The 14,585-nt window shown below is 53.0% G+C and carries 14 protein-coding genes; 7 read left to right on the top strand and 7 right to left on the bottom strand.

Features of this window, described 5'->3' with window-relative positions:
• Positions 1 to 176 precede the first annotated feature (176 nt).
• Both dctP and CWS43_RS15845 read right to left on the bottom strand, forming a co-directional pair.
• Entirely contained in the window at positions 177 to 1,211 is a 1,035-nt protein-coding gene (dctP, locus tag CWS43_RS15850; RefSeq protein WP_101077983.1) for a TRAP transporter substrate-binding protein DctP, read from the bottom strand.
• A 158-nt stretch (positions 1,212 to 1,369) separates the two neighbouring features.
• Entirely contained in the window at positions 1,370 to 3,790 is a 2,421-nt protein-coding gene (locus CWS43_RS15845; RefSeq protein WP_101077982.1) for a TonB-dependent receptor domain-containing protein, read from the bottom strand.
• Positions 3,791 to 4,167: 377 nt separating this feature from the next.
• Between CWS43_RS15845 and CWS43_RS15840 the strand changes: the two genes are divergently transcribed.
• From CWS43_RS15840 to CWS43_RS15820, 5 genes are all read left to right on the top strand, one after another.
• Positions 4,168 to 4,779: a TetR/AcrR family transcriptional regulator gene (locus CWS43_RS15840; RefSeq protein ID WP_101077981.1), complete on the top strand. Its 612-nt coding sequence runs from the start codon at positions 4,168 to 4,170 to the stop codon at positions 4,777 to 4,779.
• Between the two features lie 137 nt (positions 4,780 to 4,916).
• Positions 4,917 to 5,642, top strand: coding sequence for an SDR family oxidoreductase (locus CWS43_RS15835; protein ID WP_101077980.1), 726 nt, complete (start codon positions 4,917 to 4,919; stop codon positions 5,640 to 5,642).
• Positions 5,643 to 5,685: 43 nt separating this feature from the next.
• Positions 5,686 to 6,498: a siderophore-interacting protein gene (locus tag CWS43_RS15830; protein WP_101077979.1), complete on the top strand. Its 813-nt coding sequence runs from the start codon at positions 5,686 to 5,688 to the stop codon at positions 6,496 to 6,498.
• A gap of 237 nt (positions 6,499 to 6,735) precedes the next feature.
• Positions 6,736 to 8,466, top strand: coding sequence for a tannase/feruloyl esterase family alpha/beta hydrolase (locus CWS43_RS15825; RefSeq protein ID WP_198555848.1), 1,731 nt, complete (start codon positions 6,736 to 6,738; stop codon positions 8,464 to 8,466).
• A 225-nt stretch (positions 8,467 to 8,691) separates the two neighbouring features.
• Positions 8,692 to 9,144, top strand: coding sequence for a PadR family transcriptional regulator (locus tag CWS43_RS15820; protein WP_198555855.1), 453 nt, complete (start codon positions 8,692 to 8,694; stop codon positions 9,142 to 9,144).
• 53 nt (positions 9,145 to 9,197) lie between these two features.
• On the opposite strand, the gene map is transcribed toward CWS43_RS15820, so the two are convergent.
• From map to CWS43_RS15795, 5 genes are all read right to left on the bottom strand, one after another.
• Positions 9,198 to 9,998: a type I methionyl aminopeptidase gene (gene map, locus CWS43_RS15815; protein WP_101077978.1), complete on the bottom strand. Its 801-nt coding sequence runs from the start codon at positions 9,996 to 9,998 to the stop codon at positions 9,198 to 9,200.
• The gene (locus CWS43_RS15810) at positions 9,991 to 10,245 is read right to left on the bottom strand and encodes a ParD-like family protein (RefSeq protein WP_101077977.1); all 255 of its coding nucleotides are present in this window, start codon (positions 10,243 to 10,245) and stop codon (positions 9,991 to 9,993) included. The genes map and CWS43_RS15810 overlap by 8 nt, the downstream gene beginning before the upstream one ends.
• 195 nt (positions 10,246 to 10,440) lie before the next feature.
• Complete coding sequence (locus CWS43_RS15805) at positions 10,441 to 10,692, bottom strand: pentapeptide MXKDX repeat protein (RefSeq protein WP_101077976.1); 252 nt, start codon at positions 10,690 to 10,692, stop codon at positions 10,441 to 10,443.
• Positions 10,693 to 10,741: 49 nt separating this feature from the next.
• Complete coding sequence (locus CWS43_RS15800) at positions 10,742 to 11,545, bottom strand: molybdopterin-dependent oxidoreductase (RefSeq protein WP_101077975.1); 804 nt, start codon at positions 11,543 to 11,545, stop codon at positions 10,742 to 10,744.
• 10 nt (positions 11,546 to 11,555) lie between these two features.
• Positions 11,556 to 12,182: a cytochrome b/b6 domain-containing protein gene (locus CWS43_RS15795; RefSeq protein WP_101077974.1), complete on the bottom strand. Its 627-nt coding sequence runs from the start codon at positions 12,180 to 12,182 to the stop codon at positions 11,556 to 11,558.
• A gap of 159 nt (positions 12,183 to 12,341) precedes the next feature.
• On the opposite strand from CWS43_RS15795, the gene CWS43_RS15790 reads away from it, so the two are divergent.
• The gene (locus CWS43_RS15790; RefSeq protein WP_101077973.1) at positions 12,342 to 13,064 is read left to right on the top strand and encodes a response regulator transcription factor; all 723 of its coding nucleotides are present in this window, start codon (positions 12,342 to 12,344) and stop codon (positions 13,062 to 13,064) included.
• 3 nt (positions 13,065 to 13,067) lie between these two features.
• On the top strand, positions 13,068 to 14,534 hold the full coding sequence (locus CWS43_RS15785) for a HAMP domain-containing sensor histidine kinase (RefSeq protein WP_101077972.1): 1,467 nt from the start codon (positions 13,068 to 13,070) through the stop codon (positions 14,532 to 14,534).
• Positions 14,535 to 14,585 lie beyond the last annotated feature (51 nt).

The following is a 14,585-nucleotide window of genomic DNA, read 5'->3' as shown; positions in this document are numbered from 1 at the left end:
TTAAACCGTACAGTACGGTGCATTTATGAAGTAAGACAATTCTCCTGTCAAGAAAATGTACAGGTGGGTTCAGTTATGAAAGTAAAAAAGAGAAAGTGTGACAAATAGCGGTTTGCGGGGAAGGGTGAACAAACGGGTTCCGGCAAAGGCGGCCACCTCTGCCGGATCGGCTTTATTTACCTCATCTCATCCGCCAAAATTGCACGGACTTTTTCCAGCACCGGAGCCGCCTGTGTCACGCCTGCTGCAGTTTGCTCTTTTGCCCACGCGGCCTGAATCTCCGGATAGCGGCTCACCGTTTGCCAGTGTTCCACTTCGCTGTGCTGAAGTTCACGGACGTTTGCGCCGTCTTTGCGCAGCGCATCCAGCTGGTTTATATAGCCGTTGTCCATCGCCTGACCGGCAGTTTTGTAGGCAGTTTCTGCGGCGCGGTGAATGGCATCCTGATCGGCTTTCGCCAACGCGTTCCAGACTTTTTCATTCATCACCAGCAGATAAACGTGGCCGAGCCACAGCTCCCGCGAGACTAAAACGTCGGGTGCTATCTTCTGGATTTTCAGATCATAACCGCTGTCCACGTTGACCATAATGCCGTCCAGCGCGCCGGTCTGAAACGCTTTCACCGTTTCCGGCCCCCACGGCATCGTGACCGGCTTCGCGCCCGCATGTCGCAGGAAATCCTGATGCCAGAAACTTGCCGAACGCCACGTCGTGCCCCGGATATCTTGCAGATTGTTCAGCGGATGCGTGCTGAAAAACGCCACCGGATAACCGGTACCGAAGAAAATGTTCACGACGTTTTCGTGATGTAATTCGGCAGGAAAAGCCGGAATTTCGGCGTAAACGCGGCGGAAGAATGCGATCTGTTTGTCACCGGTCGGCCCGGCGGGAAAGCTTTTAAAAATCTGATGCAACGGCAGCGATTTTGCCACGTATTCAGGTACAACGGTGCCCATATCCGCTTTCGAACCCTCACCGATAACGCCCAGCGCGTTATAGCCGGTCGCCAGTTCACTGCCCCAGTGGGCGTTAATTTTCAGGCGGCCCTGTGATTCTTTTTCGATAGCCGGGAAGAAAACGTCATTGATGAAGCGGGTGCGCGTGCCGCCCGGCGGTTCATGATCGGTGTACGTCAGGAAAGTGGTTGCGCCTGCACTGACGGGCAGCAACAGGGCGAGCACCAGCGCGAGCGGTTTTCTGATTAAGTCCATGTAATCTCTCAGTGAAATAAAGGGGAGGAAACAAGGAGTCTACGGGTTTACGACACGCTCTGATGTGCGTCCCCGCACTTTATGGCCGTATTGTCAGGCATAAAAAAAGCGCCATGTTTTCACATAGCGCTCAGGTTTTTCGGGTGATGAATTATCGCTTAGAAATCGACATTCACGCCCAACTGGAAGCTGCGGCCCGGCATCACGGCCAGCGCTTTGTTGTATGCATCCTGATTGGTGGTTTCAGTCAGCGTGCGGCTGCTCAGGTAATCCCAGTATTTACGGTCGGTGATGTTATACACGCCCCCGCTGAGTTTTACGTTTTTCGCCACTTTCCAGTAGGCCGTTGCATCAAGCAAACCGTAGCCAGGCACGTTCATGTATTCCGTGGTGGAATCCGTGATCGGTGTACCGGCGTTGGTGTAGCTCTGACGGTTGGTCGCTTCGGCTTTTTTACCTTTCACGAAGGTTGCGGTCAGCGCCGTGCCGTAGATGCCTGACGGATCATCCCATGCCACACCGGCTACAAATTTCATTGGCGGAACGCTGTCGATATCAACGTATTTGTCGCCCGCGTAGCTGGATTTGGATTCACCCTTGGCGTAACCCAGTGCGAAGCTGGTGCTCAGACCGTCAACGCTGCTGAACCACGTACCGTAGTTGATTTTGGTACTCAGATCGCCCCCGTAGATAAACGCTTCATCGCGGTTTTCGGCCTGATAAATCGTATAAATATTGGAAGGTACGTTGGTGAACATGCCCGGGTTAGCCGAGCGGGTGTAACGGGTATTGGCGATGAAGTTTTTGTACGTGTTGTAGAACACGGCCGTTTTGAAGGTCACGCCTTCGGTCGCTTCACCTTTCATGCCCCATTCGAAGTTGTTGCTGGTTTCGGTTTTCAGATTGGTGTTACCGATCAGCGCATATTGCTGAGAAGCGGCATAAGAAGAACCGAGGTTCCAGGAACCGTAAAGCTGGCTGGCATCCGGGAACTGCGCGCCACGACGATATTGCAGGTAAGTCATCAGTTTAGGCGTGATGTCATACGTGAATGCCAGTGATGGCAGAACCTGTGTATCGGAGTTGGCTTTACCGTACAGAGTCGAAACCTGGCTTTCAGACACCGTGCTGTTAGACAAATCTGACAAGTCTGTCGCTTTTGTATTCTGGTACGCCACACGCACCGCCGGCACGATGGAGAAGTTATGGCCGTCGAGGTCAAACTTCATGGTGTCTTGCAGGAAACCGCCGAGAACGTAAGAACGGCTGTTGGCTTCAGGCTGCATGATGGTGGTGTAAACACTCTGATCCGGGCTTTCGCGGAACGGACGTTCAGTGTTAGAGATGCGACCGTTGATCCCGGCACTCAGCTCGTGGCGACCCAGCGTTTTCAGCCAGCTGGTTTCCGCGCCATAGGTGCTGACGTCGTAGTCGGAATAGACGTTCATCATCTCTTTGCTGGCGTTCGGCATGTAGGTGTTGTCGTGCGCCTGGGTGTACTGGTAATAGACTTTGGAAACGACCGCATCGACATAATCGTTGAACGGCGTCCATTCGTCTTTCAGGCTTGCGCCCCAGCGGCGGGTATTACTTTGCTGCTGCGCGGTGCCCAGAATGGAGCTGCCTGCGCTGTTCCACGCATCGTAATGGGTGTGATTGACTTTTTCGTAGTAATCCAGCGTGCCGGTAAATTTGTGTGCATCATTTGGCTGCCAGATAGCGGAAGTCATGATGGCATCAGAGTGCCAGTTAGCCGGATAAGCATCATGCGTGCCGCTGTTATTACTGGTTTCCTGACCGTCGCGGCGGCTGATAGCCACAACGCCACGCAGGGTCTCATCCCCCGCAGCTGCGGTGATGCCGTTGTGCCATGAACGGTCTGAAGAGTCATAATCAGACTGGTAGCCGAAGTAAGTTTCTTTGCCCGGACGCAGATAGTCGTCTGCGGTTTTTGGCAGGAAGGAAACAGCACCGCCGATGGAGGTGTTGGCGCGTTCGGCGGAAGTAGCGCCGGATTCGATGTCTACCTGACCGTAAATATACGGGTCAATGTAATCACGGCCGATGCCGGATGTGCCTAAACCCGCGCGGCTGGCGTAGCTGCGGCCGGTAGCATTTGGCTGTGGAATGCCGTCAACGTCGATGCTGACGCGGTTGCTTTCCAGACCACGAATGTTATAGCCGGTATATCCGCTGCGGTCGAAGCCGCTTTTGCCGTTGCCGGAGCCGCCGCTGGAGCCGGTTGCGGTGATCAGGGGTTCATAACGCATGATGGTGCCGAAATCGTTACCCCCTTTTTTCTGCATTTCTGCCGCAGTGATGGTGGTTTTCGAGCCAGGTTTTTTATCCGGCATCGTTTCGGTGACGGTCATCACTTCTTCATTGTTTTGCGCCAGATCTTGCGCAGTGCGTACCACCGGTTTTTTCTTGACGGTGTCAGAAGGTTGCACTTTATTGGCGGTGAGATCGGTACTTTCTTTAACTGCTTCCGCTGCATTAACGTTAAAGGTGGTGGTGAGAATCGTCCCCATGAAAATGACGTTTTTCACCAAACCCTGCTGTGTAAAGGATTTGAACATTTGTTTTTAGTCCTGCACTGATTTTTTAAGTTCTGCTCGCATTTACTGCCTTTCGACAAATCAGACGCGCTGGTCATCTGTATTCAATTCTTCCGTGAAAAAGCCGCTATCCTTATAAAATATGGGTTTATTTTCAGTCATTACCCATTTCGGCTTTGTGCGAATGATAATGATACTGATAATTGTTATCAACAAAATGGTAAATAAAAATACGCTTCTTAACGAAATCTTTGCACTTCGTTCTGAAAAATGGGCTATGCGGGTCGCTTTACAAGGCGCTAACCCATCGTTAGAGTGGGGCGATGAGGGAACTGTACCGTACAGTTTCGCCACGACGGTTTTTGGCCGTGGCCGTAAAAGCAACGTCAGGAGGGGAGATGAAAGTCCGCACCGAAGCCCGCAGGGAGGCGATTATCGATGCCGCAGCGCAATTGTTTCAGGAAACCGGTTACGAACGCGCGTCAATGAATGAGCTCGCCCGGCGTCTCGGCGGTTCAAAAGCCACGCTCTACAGCTATTTCCCGTCGAAAGAAGCCTTGCTGGTGGCGGTGGTGAAAGCCTATGCCACCGGGCATCTCTCCGACGCCGTCAGCGATCTGACCCAAACGTGGGCGGATGCCGATCTCGAAACCATCCTCACCCGTTTTGGCGAAAGAATGTTGATGGTGCTGACTAATGATGTCTCCGCGCTGGCGGTGTATCGCATGGTGATCGCCGAGTCCGGGCATTCCGAAATCGGCACGTTGTTTTATGATGCCGGCCCGCGGGAAAGCGTCGATATTCTGGCAAAATTCCTGGGCAGTGCGATGGATCGAGGGCAACTGGCGCAGGCCGATGCGCATCTGCGTGCCTTACAATTTCTGGCGCTGGTGACGGCGCAAACCAATACGCGCGTCTATCAGCGTAATCCGGCACCGCTGGAAATTGCGGAAATCCGCCAGATGGTGAGCAGCGCCGTCGGTATGTTCTTGCACGGGGCGGTGCGTTAGCCCGTAACCCACGTTCTGCGGTTAAATAACCGGCCTTCTTCGCGATGGCCGGTTTTTTTTGAAATCGTTGCATAAAATATTGCTAAGATATATCTTTCACGAAGTTGAGAATGATTCCACTTCTGAAGGAAAGTGCGATGAACGAATTATCAGGGAAACGTATTCTGGTGATTGGCGGCAGCTCCGGTATCGGGCTGCGCGTGGCGAAACTGGCGGCAGAGCAGGGTGCAAAACTGACGCTGGCGGGCAGAAATGCCGAGCGTCTGGCTCAGGCCAAAACCGGGCTGGCGGGCAGCGGCGCGGAAGTCGAAACCGTGATCTTCGATGCGCACGATCACGCTGCGCTGGAAGCTTTTTTTGCGGAAACAGCCGCTTTCGACCACGCTGTTTCAATGGTCGGTGACGTCATGGGCGGCGGTTTTCTGTCAGCCGATATGGCGACAATCCGGCGTGTGATGGAATCCAAATTCTTCACGAACGTCCTGATTGGTAAGCTGGCGGCCACGAAACTGAACGCCGGTGGCAGTCTGATTTTTACGTCCGGAACCGGTGGCCGCGCACAGGATGCCTGCGCCAGCTATATCGGTAATCTTGGGATTCAGGCATTAGTGGAAGGCCTGGCGGTGGAACTGGCGCCGGGCGTGCGTGTGAATACCGTCGCGCCGACCTGGACGCCGACGCCGTTCTGGCGTGATATGCCTTCAGAGCAGTTTGAAACGATCAAACAGCGTTTTGAAACCAGCATTCCGTTACACCGCGTCGCGACTATTGACGAACTGGCGTCGGCTTATATCTTCCTGATGAGTAACACATTTATAACCGGTCAGAAACTGGCCGTCGACGGCGGTATTATGCTGGGCTGACCGGACCGGCGATTGATCATTTCGACATACTGAGAGAAAGAATATGGAACACAAACGCACTGAATCTTCCGCCGCCAACCTGCCGGTGCGCGTTAAGAACGAACTGGTTTTCCGTCATATCACGGTAAAATCCGCTGAAACAGTTTCCGGCTGTTTTAAACGTATTGTTTTAAGCGGCGAAGAACTGAAGGGTTTTAATTCGCGTGGCTTTGACGACCATATCAAGCTGTTTTTCCCGGCAACGCCGGGTGACGTCATTAATCCGCCGACGGCGACCGAAGAAGGAATCGTCTGGGGAGAAGGCCCGCGGCCAATTAACCGTGAATACACGCCACTGCATTTCGACGCACAAACCCACGAACTGACGCTGGATTTTTATATTCACGACGGCGGCGTGGCCAGCGAATGGGCCGACAATGCCAAACCGGGCGATAAACTGATCATTGGCGGGCCGCGCGGTTCCCTGATTATTCCGACGACCTACCGGTGGCAGCTGTATCTTTGCGATGAAACCGGTCTTCCTGCGGTGAAACGCCGCCTGCGTGAACTGAAAGAGGCGGCTGTAAACGCAAAAATCACCGTACTGGTGAAAGTGAAAGACGTGAGCTGCATCAGTTATCTGGATGAAGAAAAAGATTTCAACGTCGAGTGGATCGTCAGCGATGAGCACAATGGTTATCGCGAAGACGATGCGGTGGTGCAGAAACTGAAAAGCCTGATGCTGCCGGAAAATGATTATTACGTCTGGGCCACCGGCGAAGGGAAATTCGTCAAAGGTCTGAATGATTATTTCATCGAAACCCGCGGGCTGGACGCAAACTTTGTCCGCTGCGTGGCGTACTGGCACGCGAAATAATTTTCTTCGCCGGAACTGATTTACCCCTGTAAAGTGTGACGGAATAATTCTCCCGCAGATAACAGAACGTATTTTCCCTGTTATCTGCGTTTTTTATCTCAGTCGCCACGAATTAATACTTTGTTGCAACTGCCGCGTAAATCATTACGGCAGCCGCCCTGAACGCCATTATTTATTATTTCTGCCATCATTATAATTCTTATGACAAATTCTGAATCTTTATTCAAAGGAATGGTTATGAAATTAAAAAGCCTTAACGGGCGCTGGCGGGCGCTTTGTCTGTTACCTCTGCTGTTAGCCGGATATTCCTCCTTCAGCGCCGCTGCTGACCCCACAGCACCTGTACGGGAGGTGGTCAGGCCGGTGATGTCCTGCGCAAAACTTGCCGACGTTTCGCTGACCGACATCGGCGGCGAAGGCAGCCGGATCACGACCGCCAAAGAAATCACCGTGAACGGCGCAACGGTCTGTGAAGTCGATGGCAATCTGCATCCGGAGATCGGTTTTCAGGTGATCCTGCCGGTTTCATCGTGGCAGCAACGTTATATGCAAATCGGCTGCGGCGGTCTTTGCGGGAATATTCAGCTGCAAATCGGCGCAGCCGCCGGTTGTACGCCCTTAAATACCAACGGTTTTGTACTGGCCGCCACCGACATGGGCCATTCCATGAAGGAAGGTGATTTTGGTAAGGATCCTCAGAAACGCGTGGATTTCGCCTACCGCAGCCAGCATCTGACGGCGGAAGTGTCGAAAAAGCTGATCACGGCGTTCTATGGCCGCGCGCCTGCGTATTCCTATTTTAACGGCTGCTCGGACGGTGGCCGCGAAGCCCTGATGGAAGCGCAGCGTTTCCCGCATGATTTCAACGGGATTATTGCCGGTGCCGCCGCGATGAATTTCCAGTCGCAGAATGCGGTTTATCACGCCTGGCAGGCGCTTTCCAATACCGGGCCTGACGGCAAACCGTTGCTGCTGGCCGCGCGTTTGCCGCTGATCCATAACGCCGTGCTCAAACAATGCGACGCGCTGGATGGTCAGACCGATGGCCTGATTGCCGACCCGCAAAGTTGCCATTTCGACACCTCGGTTCTGGCGTGTAAAACCGATCCGGCCACGCCGCAGGGATCGTGTTTATCCACCGCCGAACTGACGGCGCTGAACCGGTTATACGCCGGGCCTGTAGATCCGACAACCGGCAAAAAACTGATTGTCGGCGGCCCGATGCCGGGTTCAGAACTGGCGTGGGAAGGCGTGTTTGTGCCGGAAAAAGCCAGCGACCCGATTTTCAGCCAGATGATAGCGCTGTCGTCACTTAAATACATGAATTACGAGAAAAATCCGCCAGAGAATTTTACGTTAAAAGACGTGAAGTTCACCGAAGAGGCGTTTGACGAACTGCGCAAAATGCATCCGCTTTATGACGCGACCAACCCGGATCTGACGGCGTTTAAAGCCGCCGGTGGCAAGCTGATTATCTGGCACGGCTGGGCGGATCAGCACATTTCACCGCTCAATTCCGTGGCTTATCATCAGGCCGTCGGCAACGTCATGGGGGCAGCGAGCCGCGATCAGTTTGAGCGTCTGTATCTGCTGCCGGGCGTGCATCACTGCTCCGGCGGTGAAGGCCCGAGCCTGGTGGATTTCCTCACACCTATGATGAACTGGGTGGAAAAGGGCACTGCGCCGGATAACATCACCACGTATCAGGCGGCAAAAGAGCAGAAAACGTCGTTCGGGCAACCGCTGCCGGAACGCGGTAAAAAGCCAGCAACTGAAATCCGTCTGGAGAAAATCCCGGCAGATGCCGCTTCACGCCCGGTTTTCCCGTACCCGGATTACGCGGTGTACAGCGGCAAAGGCGATGTGAATTCAGCCGCCAGCTATGTGCGCAAACCGCTGGCGACGCAGCCTGCGGCTTATCACTGGCTGGGCGAAGATTTCTATAAGCCCTATACTTTTGTGAATTAAACGCCGTTCAGGCCGGTGATCACGATATATCAGGCAGGCTGCGGCTTGCCTGATGCTTTACAGTATTTGTGAAAGAGGGCTTAACCCGTTATCTTTAAGGGATATCTTTACGCAATATTAACTATGGTTCTGATGAAAAATAATCCTCCGGGTAACGATCGTCCCCCTGCCGGGTCAGGCAACAAATCCAACTGCATTGCTGCGAAAAAACACCGTCGTGAAAGAATGTTCGAAACCGGTGATATCCGCTTATTAATGCTGCATTTTCTGCAACAACGCTCCGCCCACGGTTATGAACTGATCAAAGCCATCGAGGAGTTATCCAAAGGGGAATACACCCCGAGCGCCAGTATTATTTATCCGAACCTGACATTTCTGGAAGAGCAGGGTTATATTTTTGCCCGTCAGGAAGAGGGCGGGAAAAAGCAATATACCCTCACCGCAGAGGGCAGCACCCTGCTGGGCAAACAAACTGAACAGCTGGAAAGCGTAACTGAACGCCTGCATTCACTGGCGATTTTATCGAATAACCGCAGTATTCCCGAAATGCAAAGAGCGATTAATAATATCCGTATGGCGCTTAATCTGCGGCTGGCGAAAGGGCCGATCGAACAGGAAACGCTTTATAAGATTACCGATGCGCTTGACCGTGCAACGAAGGAAATTGAGCGCAGCTGATGTGGCCTGATAACGAAAAAGCCTCCGTTTACGGGAGGCTTTAGGGAGATTTGTTACTGTTCTTCCGGCCACGGCGTGAGTATTTCATAGCCGTCTTTGGTCACTGCAATCATATGTTCCCACTGTGCGGATAACGAATGATCTTTCGTGACCACGGTCCAGCCATCGGGCAGCACTTTATTTTGCTTTTTACCGGCATTCAGCATCGGTTCGATAGTGAATAACATGCCTTCCTGCAACACCAGCCCGCGGCCTTTCTCACCGTAATGTAATACCTGCGGATCTTCGTGGTAGCCCATGCCGATGCCGTGGCCACAATATTCTTCCACAATCGAAAAGCCTTCCCGCTTTGCCACTGCCGCGATGGCGTGCCCGACATCGCCGAGTGTCGCGCCCGGACGGACCACGCCGATACCCGCCATCATGGCTTCAAAGGTGGTATCCACCAGACGACGAGCCAGAATACCGGGCTCACCGGCGTAGTACATGCGGCTGGTATCGCCGTACCAGCCGTCTTTAATCAGCGCTACGTCGATATTGACAATATCACCTTTCCTGAGCGCTTTATCTGAAGGAATGCCGTGGCAAATCACATGGTTGACGGAAATGCAGGTTGTTTTCTGATACCCGTGATAACCGATGTTAGCCGGAATTGCCTGCAATTCACCGACGATAAAATCGTGGCAGATTTGGTCAAGTTCATTGGTGGTGACACCCGGCACGACATATGGCGTGATCATATGCAAAACACGGGCAGCCAGTTTACCGGCGATGCGGGCTTTTTCGATACCTTCCGGCGTTTTGATCATCCGGTTATTGTTCACAAAGTATTTGCTGTCTAAACCATTATTCATTGCTTGCCTTCCTGTGTGTGCCACCCACGTTTAACAGCGTACGGATACTGCCGGCGTTCTCATCAGACTCCACGCTGCAACGCACCAGCAACTGCGAAATTTCGCTGTGGGTCATGTCGGGATGCGTCTCCATCAGCATGCCGATCTTCATCCAGTGCTCGGCCTGCGCATTCATCGAGCGTGTATAAGCCAGGCTGGCGATACGCAGATTCTCGTGCATCAGCTCTGAAATCTTGATGATACCCATTGGGTTACCTCGGTAGTATACGAATCATATATGTTTTATATACTACGCATAATAAGCGCTAAACTCAACCGTCGCAGACAGAGGATGTGCGGTTCTGCTGGCCGGAAAGGGCGGGGCGACCGCCAATGAAAAACGCCTCCGGTTGAGATACGCGGAGGCGTTTTTTGTTCAGGCAATAAAGACAGAAACGCTGTTTTACTGGCTCATCGCGCCTTTTTTCATGGCATCTTTCGACATGGTGTCTTTCTTCATAGAGTCTTTCGACATTTTGTCTTTTGACATGCAATCTTTGCTCATCGCCTCTTTACTCATGCTGTCCTTCTTCATGCAGTCTTTGGACATGTGGCCCATCGTATCTTTTTTCATCATCGCGTCTGCGGCATAAGTGGTGCTCACTACGCCCATCATCAGGCAGGCAGACATCATCATTACTGTTAACTTTTTCATGGTTATTCCTTTTCTCTGTTGGGTTTTATTGAGATCGTCGTCGTGTGTTCTAACTTCCACCAAACCAGTTGTAGCCCTGATCTTCCCAGTAGCCACCGGTGTACTTATTGGTAATTTCAATCACTTCGATGTGTTTCGGATTCTTATAGCCGAGCTTGGTTGGCATCCGGAGTTTCATCGGGAAGCCGTATTTACGCGGCAGTATCTGGCCGTCGTATGTCAGCGCCAGCAGGGTTTGCGGGTGCAGCGCTGTCGCCATATCAATGCTGGTGTAATACTCGTCGGCACATTTGAAACTGACGTATTCCGCCGTGAGGTCGGCACCAATCAGCCGTAAAAAATCACCAAACGGCACGCCGCCCCATTTGCCGATTGCGCTCCAGCCTTCCACGCAAATATGCCGCGTCACCTGGCTGACCTGCGCCATCTTGTAAAGCGCCGGCAGCGACCATTCACGTTTATCTAACGCCAGACCGGCAATTTTCAGGCGATAGGCCGTGCCATCAACGTCCGGTGCGTCGTCTTCTGCATAAAAAGCGTTAAACGGAAACGGGCGGGTGATCATCGATTCGGCATAAACCGGCGCGAGACGAGTGGAACCAAACAGCCAGCCCTGAACGCGATCGTTGAAACCGGAAATCTTACCCAGTGCCGTTTCTACACTGGCGTTGTCGCTGATATCGCAACCAGTCAGCATTGCCACGCCACCCAGCGTGAGCCCGCGTTGTAAAAACAGGCGTCGGGAGGGGGCATCAAGTTCACGGATGATCTGTTTTTTAGCTTCCCGCAAAATCGCTTCGCTGTCGGAAGGGCTGAAAATCTGGCTGATGCTTTTTTTAATAATATTTTTCATCGGGCTTTCCTTAACGTCCGCGCAGCATGGCAATCAGGGTTTTCGGCACCAGCGCCACCATGACCAGATGCAAAACTACAAACCCCACTAACGATGCCATCGCTAAAAAGTGCACGTAGCGTGCGGTATCAAACCCGCCAAGCAGTTCACGCAACAGGGGAAACTGTACGGATTTCCATACCACCAGGCCGGAAAGTACCAGCACGATGCCGTCAAACATCACGAAGATGTAAGCCGCGCGCTGGACCATGTTGTAGTGATTCAAATCGTCGTGTTTTAGCCTGCCGCGTACCGCATCGCGCAGGTCATTAAAGATGCCGCGCGGCGTCAGTGGCCAGAATTTGCGTTTCATCCGGCCCGTGACAATATTCATCAGCAGATAAAACAAACCGTTGAAACCAAACAGCCACATGCCGGCGAAATGCCACTGGATTGCACCGCCAAGCCAGCCACCGAGGGTGATGGTGGTCGGGAAGTCGAAATCGAACAAAGGCGAGGCGTTATAAATTTGCCAGCCACTGGTGACCATAATCAGCACCGCCAGTGCATTCAGCCAGTGGGCCAGACGCAGCCATAACGGATGGACGATGGCCGGTTTGGGTTTCGACTGAGTCGGTAAATCAGTGTGAACTGTCATGATGAATCCCTGCCATCTGCCCTGTGATGTTGAAATTATTGAGCAGATTTGTTCCCCGAGACCTCACGCAAAGTTAAATAAAATGTGATAACTCAGGGGCAGTCGCTTGTGTAGACTGAAACCAGAAAACGAATCAATAAAGCGGACCGGGATGACGCAATGGATAAGACGAAAAAGATTCTGATTGTCGAAGATGATGGGGATATCGCGGAATTGCTGAGTTTGCATTTGCGCGATGAAGGTTATGAAATTACTCACGCTGCGGATGGCAATCTGGGCGTGGCGTTGCTGGAAAAAGGGGGATGGGATGCGCTGATCCTCGACCTGATGCTGCCGGGGGTGGACGGGCTGGAAATCTGCCGCCGTGCCCGCAACATGACGCGCTACACGCCGATCATTATTATCAGCGCGCGTTCGAGTGAAGTGCACCGCGTGCTCGGGCTGGAACTGGGGGCTGATGACTATCTGGCGAAACCGTTTTCGATGCTGGAACTGGTGGCCCGGGTCAAGGCGCTGTTTCGGCGTCAGGAAGCCATGAGCCGGAACATGAAAATGGATGCCGGTACGCTGCGTTTCGCCGGGCTGGCGATTGACCCTATCGCCCGCGAAGTGATGCTGAATGAACAACCGGTTGAGCTGACACCGCGTGAGTTTGATCTGCTGTATTTCTTTGCCAAAAACCCCGGCAAAGTGTTTTCGCGTCTTAGCCTGTTAAATCAGGTTTGGGGATATGAACACGAAGGGTATGAGCATACGGTGAACACCCATATCAACCGGTTGCGCATTAAGATAGAGGCCAATCCGGCTGAGCCGGAACGCATTCTGACCGTGTGGGGAAAAGGGTATAAGTTCGCCAATTCTGCGCAAGACGCGCAAGGATAAACCATGAAAAAACTCACACTGGCACAAAGACTGACGCTGGTATTCATGCTGTTGTTGCTCGCCTGCTGCGCGCTTTCCGGCTACATGCAGGTGCGTACCAGTACGCAGTACAGCCAGGCGGTGATCCAGCGATTATCGGCCAATCTGGCGACACAAATTGCCGCCAATAATCCGCTGCTCAGCCAGGGTGACTGGGATCCGAAAGCGGTGCATTCACTGTTTAATCAGCTGATGGCGGTCAACCCGAGCGTAGAAGTTTATCTGCTGGATAAAGACGGGAATATCGTCGGCAATGCGGCACCTGCCGGGCGGTTACGGCAGCAAAAGATTGATTTAACACCGGTTAACGCCCTGCTGAATGGCGCGAAAATGCCGATCTACGGTGAGAACCCCCGCGATCCACAGACCCGCCAGGTCTTTAGCGCCGCGCCGTTGCAGGTGGATGGCGTCACTAAAGGCTATGTTTACATTGTGTTGCTGGGCGATGCTTATACCACGCTGACCAGTGACGCGCAGTACCAGTCATCGATTTATCTGGCGCTGCGTTCCACTGCGCTGGTGGCGTTGTTTGGTTTACTGGCCGGGGCGCTGGCGTTTCGCTGGGTGACGCGCCCGGTGCGTAAACTGACCGCGCAGATTGCCCGGCTGGATACCGGTGGTATGGACGCCATTCAGGTGCTGGCAAAAACCGACATTCCGGCAGGTGCGCCGCGCGATGAAGTGGCACAGCTCCAGCAGGCGTTTATCGCGCTGGCGAAACGTATCGATCAACAGTGGCAAAGCCTGATGTTGCAGGATCAGCAACGGCGTGAATTCATCGCAAACATTTCCCATGACCTGCGTACACCGCTGACCTCGCTGCACGGTTATCTGGAAACGTTGTCGATGAAATCGGACAATCTGAGTAATGAAGACCGGCAGCGTTATCTGAGCATTGCGCTGACGCAGAGTAAGAAAGTCGGGCGACTGGCACAGGAATTATTCGAGCTGGCGCGGCTGGAGTATGGCGTGGTGAAACCGCAGAAAGAGCCGTTTTCCTTAAGCGAACTGGTACAGGACGTCTTTCAGAAATTTGAACTGGCGACCGAAACGCGCGGGCAGAAGCTGCTGGCCGACATCACTCCGGGGATCCCGCTGGTGAATGCCGATCTGGGCATGATTGAGCGGGTGCTGACCAATCTTCTGGATAACGCGATCCGTTTTACGCCGGAAGGTGGCACGATTGAAATAAAATTGTGGCAGAACGAAGGACAGGTGATGGTACAGCTGAAAGATACCGGGCCGGGTATTGCGCCGGAGCTGAAAGACAGCCTGTTCGTCCGGCCTTCCATTCTCAGCACCAATAAACATCGTGCTGGCGGGCTGGGGCTGATGATAGTTCACCGCATCCTTCAGCTTCACGGCAGCAACATTACGCTTATTGATCAGCCTAAACACGGTGCGTGCTTCCAGTTTTCTGTGCCGGTTTAAGGCGCTATCGGAAATAGCTTTTTTTAATTTGAGTGACAAGGTGATCCCGGT

It is taken from the genome of Rahnella sp. AA, assembly GCF_002834385.1.
In the GTDB taxonomy this organism is placed as follows: domain Bacteria; phylum Pseudomonadota; class Gammaproteobacteria; order Enterobacterales; family Enterobacteriaceae; genus Rahnella.
Note: the sequence above shows the minus strand (reverse complement) of the source record. Positions and strands in the feature narration are given on the sequence as shown.

Bases quoted from the DNA above. Each gene is read 5' to 3' on its own strand.
- dctP (WP_101077983.1), bottom strand. From the start codon at position 1,211: ATGGACTTAATCAGAAAACCGCTCGCGCTGGTGCTCGCCCTGTTGCTG.
- CWS43_RS15845 (WP_101077982.1), bottom strand. From the start codon at position 3,790: ATGTTCAAATCCTTTACACAGCAGGGTTTGGTGAAAAACGTCATTTTC.
- CWS43_RS15840 (WP_101077981.1), top strand. From the start codon at position 4,168: ATGAAAGTCCGCACCGAAGCCCGCAGGGAGGCGATTATCGATGCCGCA.
- CWS43_RS15835 (WP_101077980.1), top strand. From the start codon at position 4,917: ATGAACGAATTATCAGGGAAACGTATTCTGGTGATTGGCGGCAGCTCC.
- CWS43_RS15830 (WP_101077979.1), top strand. From the start codon at position 5,686: ATGGAACACAAACGCACTGAATCTTCCGCCGCCAACCTGCCGGTGCGC.
- CWS43_RS15825 (WP_198555848.1), top strand. From the start codon at position 6,736: ATGAAATTAAAAAGCCTTAACGGGCGCTGGCGGGCGCTTTGTCTGTTA.
- CWS43_RS15820 (WP_198555855.1), top strand. From the start codon at position 8,692: ATGTTCGAAACCGGTGATATCCGCTTATTAATGCTGCATTTTCTGCAA.
- map (WP_101077978.1), bottom strand. From the start codon at position 9,998: ATGAATAATGGTTTAGACAGCAAATACTTTGTGAACAATAACCGGATG.
- CWS43_RS15810 (WP_101077977.1), bottom strand. From the start codon at position 10,245: ATGGGTATCATCAAGATTTCAGAGCTGATGCACGAGAATCTGCGTATC.
- CWS43_RS15805 (WP_101077976.1), bottom strand. From the start codon at position 10,692: ATGAAAAAGTTAACAGTAATGATGATGTCTGCCTGCCTGATGATGGGC.
- CWS43_RS15800 (WP_101077975.1), bottom strand. From the start codon at position 11,545: ATGAAAAATATTATTAAAAAAAGCATCAGCCAGATTTTCAGCCCTTCC.
- CWS43_RS15795 (WP_101077974.1), bottom strand. From the start codon at position 12,182: ATGACAGTTCACACTGATTTACCGACTCAGTCGAAACCCAAACCGGCC.
- CWS43_RS15790 (WP_101077973.1), top strand. From the start codon at position 12,342: ATGGATAAGACGAAAAAGATTCTGATTGTCGAAGATGATGGGGATATC.
- CWS43_RS15785 (WP_101077972.1), top strand. From the start codon at position 13,068: ATGAAAAAACTCACACTGGCACAAAGACTGACGCTGGTATTCATGCTG.